The organism is Mycobacterium sp. (assembly GCF_049673265.1).
Classification (GTDB): domain Bacteria; phylum Actinomycetota; class Actinomycetes; order Mycobacteriales; family Mycobacteriaceae; genus Mycobacterium.
This window is the reverse complement of the sequence record NZ_JBATXN010000471.1, coordinates 1-4,020: the sequence shown is the minus strand read 5'-3', so window position 1 is coordinate 4,020 and position 4,020 is coordinate 1. Positions and strand designations below refer to the sequence as shown.

Annotated in this window: 6 protein-coding genes; 4 read left to right on the top strand and 2 right to left on the bottom strand. The window is 65.1% G+C overall.

Annotated elements, in window-relative coordinates; all coding sequences use genetic code 11:
- The coding region (locus tag WBF82_RS16365) for an SDR family NAD(P)-dependent oxidoreductase (RefSeq protein WP_424384027.1) at positions 1 to 212 on the bottom strand (212 nt) is incomplete at its 3' end.
- 137 nt (positions 213 to 349) lie between these two features.
- On the opposite strand from WBF82_RS16365, the gene meaB reads away from it, so the two are divergent.
- The 4 genes from meaB to WBF82_RS16345 are packed head-to-tail and all read left to right on the top strand — an operon-like array spanning position 350 to position 3,523.
- Positions 350 to 1,261 carry a methylmalonyl Co-A mutase-associated GTPase MeaB gene (meaB, locus tag WBF82_RS16360; protein WP_424384026.1) on the top strand — a complete coding sequence of 304 codons (912 nt, stop codon included), beginning with the start codon at positions 350 to 352 and terminating at the stop codon, positions 1,259 to 1,261.
- Complete coding sequence (locus tag WBF82_RS16355; RefSeq protein ID WP_424384025.1) at positions 1,245 to 2,096, top strand: SDR family oxidoreductase; 852 nt, start codon at positions 1,245 to 1,247, stop codon at positions 2,094 to 2,096. The genes meaB and WBF82_RS16355 overlap by 17 nt, the downstream gene beginning before the upstream one ends.
- Positions 2,093 to 3,103, top strand: coding sequence for a zinc-dependent alcohol dehydrogenase (locus WBF82_RS16350; protein ID WP_424384024.1), 1,011 nt, complete (start codon positions 2,093 to 2,095; stop codon positions 3,101 to 3,103). Before WBF82_RS16355 ends, WBF82_RS16350 begins: the two co-directional genes overlap by 4 nt.
- 45 nt (positions 3,104 to 3,148) lie before the next feature.
- Positions 3,149 to 3,523: a limonene-1,2-epoxide hydrolase family protein gene (locus WBF82_RS16345; protein WP_424384023.1), complete on the top strand. Its 375-nt coding sequence runs from the start codon at positions 3,149 to 3,151 to the stop codon at positions 3,521 to 3,523.
- Here the strand turns inward: WBF82_RS16345 and WBF82_RS16340 are convergent.
- Positions 3,520 to 4,020, bottom strand: a 501-nt coding sequence (locus WBF82_RS16340) for an FAD-binding protein (protein WP_424384022.1), incomplete at its 5' end; no start/stop codon positions are given. The genes WBF82_RS16345 and WBF82_RS16340 overlap by 4 nt on opposite strands.

The following is a 4,020-nucleotide window of genomic DNA, read 5'->3' as shown; positions in this document are numbered from 1 at the left end:
GCTTCGGCCAGCGCGGCGTTCACGTCGTCGGTGTTGGTGGCATCGGTCCGGACATAGCGGGCACCAAGCTCGTCGGCCAGGTCCTTGCCCTTGTCGTCGGCCAGATCGGCGATCACCACCTTGGCTCCCGCCGCGCTCAGCCGCCGAACCGTTGCCTCACCCAGCCCACCGGCGCCGCCAACGACGATCGCCGAGCTACCGCTGATTTGCATCAGACTTCCCTTTCTTGCAACTCTTACTCTCAAACAGAGAGAATAATGTTCTCATACCGCCGCGGGTGCCTCGCGTCCCCGCTCGCCGAATTGGAGAGAAGCCGTGGTCATCGAGGTTCCCACGGCATGATCATGAGATGAGCATCGCTGAACTGATCGCGGCCGCCCGTGGCGGTTCCCCGCGGGCCGCGGGCCGGCTGCTCAGCCTGGTCGAAGGCGAGCGCCGCGACGAGGTGCTGGCCAGCCTCGGTCCGTCGCCGGTTCTGGTCGTCGGGATCACCGGTCCGCCCGGGGCGGGCAAGTCGACGACGATCGCGGCGTTGGTAAGCGCTTATCGGCAGCGCGAGCTACGGGTGGCGGTGCTGGCCGTCGACCCGTCGTCGCCGTTTAGCGGCGGTGCGTTGCTCGGCGATCGAATTCGGATGGCCGCGCACATCAACGACCCCGATGTGCTGATCCGTTCAGTGGCCACGCGGGGCCACCTGGGTGGGCTCGCCGCAGCCGTCCCCGCAGCCATCCGGCTGCTCGGGGCGCTGGGCTATGACGTGATCATGCTGGAAACCGTTGGTGTGGGGCAGTCCGAAATCGAGATTGCAGCAGTCGCGGACCCGACTGTGGTCATCCTCAATCCCGGCGCCGGCGACGCGGTCCAGGCCGCCAAGGCCGGCCTACTCGAGGTCGCCGACATCGTGGCGGTGAACAAGGCCGACCGGGAAGGCGCCGAGCAGACCGTCCGCGATCTTCGCGCCGAAACCAAGTCGCCGATCGTCAGCCTCATCGCCGCAAAAGGCGAAGGCCTACCGGAGTTGATGGAGGCGATCGACGCGCACCACCGCAGCGACACCCCCGCTCGGCGAGCGGCCCGCGCGCGGGCACAGATCCTTTCGCTGGCGCAGACCCGATTGCGGACGCACCCGCAACTCGATCGACTTGCGGAGTCGGTGGCCGAGGGCTGCGGCGATCCCTACACCGCGGCCGAACAGCTGCTAGCCCCCCAACCCCAGCCCCATTGCGCCGCAGAGGAGAAGACGCGTGACATCAACGACTAACGAGGTTCTGGTCATCATCGGCGCCGGCGGGATGGGGCTGTCGGTAGCCCGCCGTGTCGGGGCGGGACGCACGATTGTGCTGGCGGACATTAGCGGCGCAGTTCTCAACAACGCCGCAGAGGGGCTCAGCAGCGACGGGCATCGGGTGCTGACCCGGGAAGTCGACGTCACCTCCCGCGGTTCGGTGGCCGCCGTCGCAAAGCTCGCCGGTGAAGCGGGGCGTGTCACGGCTGTTGTTCATACTGCAGGACTTTCGCCGCAACAAGCATCCGCGGAGGCGGTGCTGGCTGTCGACTTGCTGGGGGTCGCGTTGACTATCGACGAGTTCGGCTCGGTGATCGAGCCCGGCGGCGCCGCAGTCGTCATCGCCAGCATGGCCGGCCACATGCAGCCCGCGCTTGATCCGGACGTCGAGCGGCTGCTGGCGAGTGCTCCCACCGACGAGCTGCTCGGCCTCGAAGCGTGCTCGAACATCAGCGACAGCCGGATCGCCTATCCATTCGCCAAGCGCGCCAACCAAATCCGGGTGGCAGCGGCGGCCGCATCCTGGGGTGAACGTGGCGCGCGGATCAACTGCATCAGCCCGGGTGTCATCTCCACGGCGATGGGCCGATTGGAGCTGAGCAGCGAATCGGGCGCGCTCATGCAGGCCATGGTCGACAACTCCGGACTGCGCCGTTTTGGCACACCCGAAGACATTGCCGCTGCCACCGAGTTTCTGCTCGGGCCGTCGGCTTCCTTCATCACCGGCACCGACCTGCTGGTCGACGGCGGAGTCATCGCGGCAATCAAAACCGGCACAATCGATCTCGCGAAGGCACTCGCCGACCGATGAGAGCCTCGATCGTGACAGCGCCGGGGCAGACGCAGATCGTCGAGCTACCGAAGCCCACGCCTGGTCGTAGCGATGTCCTGGTGAAGATGCGGGCCTGCGGTATCTGCGGATCGGACGCGTTGTACATCTCGTTGGGCGGGATGCCGCCGCGACAGGGAAAGATGCCGCTCGGCCACGAGCCCGCGGGCGAAGTCGTCGAAGTCGGTCGAGATGTCACCGGCATATCGGTGGGCGACCATGTGGTGATTAATCCGATGGCCGCGCCCAGCGGCATCATTGGCAATGGTGGCCCGACCGGCGCTCTGGCGGACTACCTGCTCATCGAGGACGCTGTGCGTGGCAAAAGTCTCGAGGTCGTGCCCGACCACATACCTTTCGAAGTGGCAGCGCTTAACGAGCCGATGGCTGTTGCGCGACATGGCGTAAACCAGGCTGCACCCAAATCCTCGGACAAGGTTGCGGTATTCGGAGCAGGGCCGATCGGCTTGGGCGCGATAATCGGATTCAAATCGTCTGGCGTACGACATATCACCGCGGTCGACATGATCCAGTCACGGCTGGAGAAAGCCCTCAAAGTGGGTGCCGACGCGGTCATCAACTCCGCGGACGAAGACGTCGCGCAACGCCTGATCGACATCCACGGCCCAGGCGCGTCGATTTTCCCCGGTAAGGCCGCGACCGACATCTATCTCGACGCCGCGGGCGCGCCTGCGGTGATCAATGCCGCCCTGGCGGCCGCCAAGGCCGGCGCCAAGGTCGTGGTCGTCGCCGTCCACAAAGAACCGGTATCCGTTGACTTTCTCAACGTGATGAGCAATGAAGTCACCATCGTCGGCTCGATGGGCTATCCGAGCGAGATTTTCGAAGTGACACAGGACATCATCGCCAATTGGGAAAAGTATGCCGTGATTGTGAGTCACACCTTACCGTTCGACGACGTGGAGGAGGCGTTACGGGTTGCCACTACACCCGGTGCCGCCGATAAGGTCGTCGTCACCTTCAGCTGATGCCACGGTCTTGATTTGCTGGCTCGCAACGTGTTCCATGAAGCCATGACGCGTTCCGCCGAAGAGCTGGTAACCGAATTCTGCAAGCTGTGGTCATCCCCGAACCCCGAAGAGTTGGCCGGCTATTTCACCGAAGACGCCGTCTACCACAACATCCCCATGGATCCAGTGCAGGGTCGCGAGGCGATCCAGCAGTTCATCGCGGGGTTCGTCGCCGTGGTCGACGGCATCGACTTCCAAGTGCACCGACAGGTCAGCGATGGCACGGTCGTGATGAACGAACGCACCGACGTGATGCGCCGCAAGGACGGCGGAGAAGTCCCGCTGCCGGTGATGGGTGTGTTCGAGGTGCACGACGGCAAGATTGCGGCGTGGCGCGACTACTTCGACTTGGCGGCCATCACCGCGGCGTTCAGCTAATCGACCGGTTTCCCGGTCGCGGCAAGATAACCAGCGCGGAAGCCGAAAACCATTGCTGGGCCGATCGTTCCGCCTGCGCCGCCGTAGGCCCGTCCGGTGACGCCGCCCATCGCGTTACCTGCGGCGAACAAGCCCGGTATCGGCGCCCCGCTGACGTGCAAGACCCGGCCGTCGCGGTCGGTGCGCGGACCACCCTTGGTTCCCATCGCACCCACCGAGACCGGGACCGCGTAGTACGGCGCGGTGTCGACGGGCCCGAGTGTCTTGCCGGCTAGCGTCGTCGCACGGTCATCGCCCCAGTAGCCGTCGTATGCGCTTGAGCCACGGCCGAAGTCGGGATCCGATCCAGCGAGCGCATTGCGGTTGAAGTTCTCGATCGTGCGGGTCAACCCGTCAGGATCGATACCGGTCTTGGCGCCCAACTCGGCCAGATCGGCCGATTCGCAGAACCAATCCGGCACCGGTTGATCCGGTTCGATACCCAGAAACCCATAGTG